This is a genomic window from Zoogloea sp., from assembly GCF_023150065.1.
Classification (GTDB): domain Bacteria; phylum Pseudomonadota; class Gammaproteobacteria; order Burkholderiales; family Rhodocyclaceae; genus Zoogloea.
The window spans coordinates 1-742 of record NZ_JAKLLN010000110.1; the positions used below are offsets into that span (position 1 = coordinate 1).

Annotated in this window: 1 protein-coding gene; it reads right to left on the bottom strand. The window is 72.6% G+C overall.

The genetic code is table 11. From position 1 onward, the window contains the following. On the bottom strand, positions 1-742 hold a 742-nt coding region (locus tag L6Q67_RS23725; RefSeq protein WP_296576032.1), incomplete at both ends, for a sensor domain-containing diguanylate cyclase.

A 742-nucleotide genomic window follows, 5' to 3' on the forward strand; every position in this document is an offset into this window, starting at 1 on the left:
GGCCGAGCGGATGGTGCCGCGTCCGGCCGCCTTGGCGGCATAGCAGGCGGCGTCGGCGGCGGCCGTCCAGGTGGCGGCATCGGGCATGTCGGGTGTGAGCGGCGCCACGCCCAGGCTGGCACCGACACCCAGCGTGCGGCCCTCCCATGGCACCTGCAGGGCGGCGATGCGCCGCAGGATGCCCTCGGCCACGCGCAGGCCCACGTCATGCGGGCAGTGTTCCAGCAGCACGGCGAACTCGTCGCCGCCGGTGCGCACGGCCAGGTCATTGACGCGCACGCAGGCCGTGATGGCCGCGGCCACGGCCTTGAGCACGGCGTCGCCGGCGGCATGTCCGGCCTCGTCGTTGATGGGCTTGAAGCGGTCGAGGTCGATGGCCACCAGCGTGGCCGGAAGCGCGGCATCGCGGGCGTGGAACAGCTGCTCCAGCCGCGCATCGAAGGCCTTGCGGTTGGCCAGCCCGGTCAGGGGGTCGTGCGTGGCCGACCACTCGAGCTGGCTGCGCCTGGCCACCTCGGCGTTGATGTCGATGATGCTCCAGATGACGCCGGCGCCCGGATCGGCGGCATCCACCGGGCGGCCGCGCAACTGAGCCCAGAAGGGACTGCCGTCGGCGCGGCGCAGCAGCCACTCGCCGCTGTACGGCTGACCGGCCTTGAGCGCCTGCACCACCAACGGGCCGACTGCGTCGAAGTCTTCGGCTCGCGCGTAGATGACATCGGTGGACTGTCCCAGCAGGTCG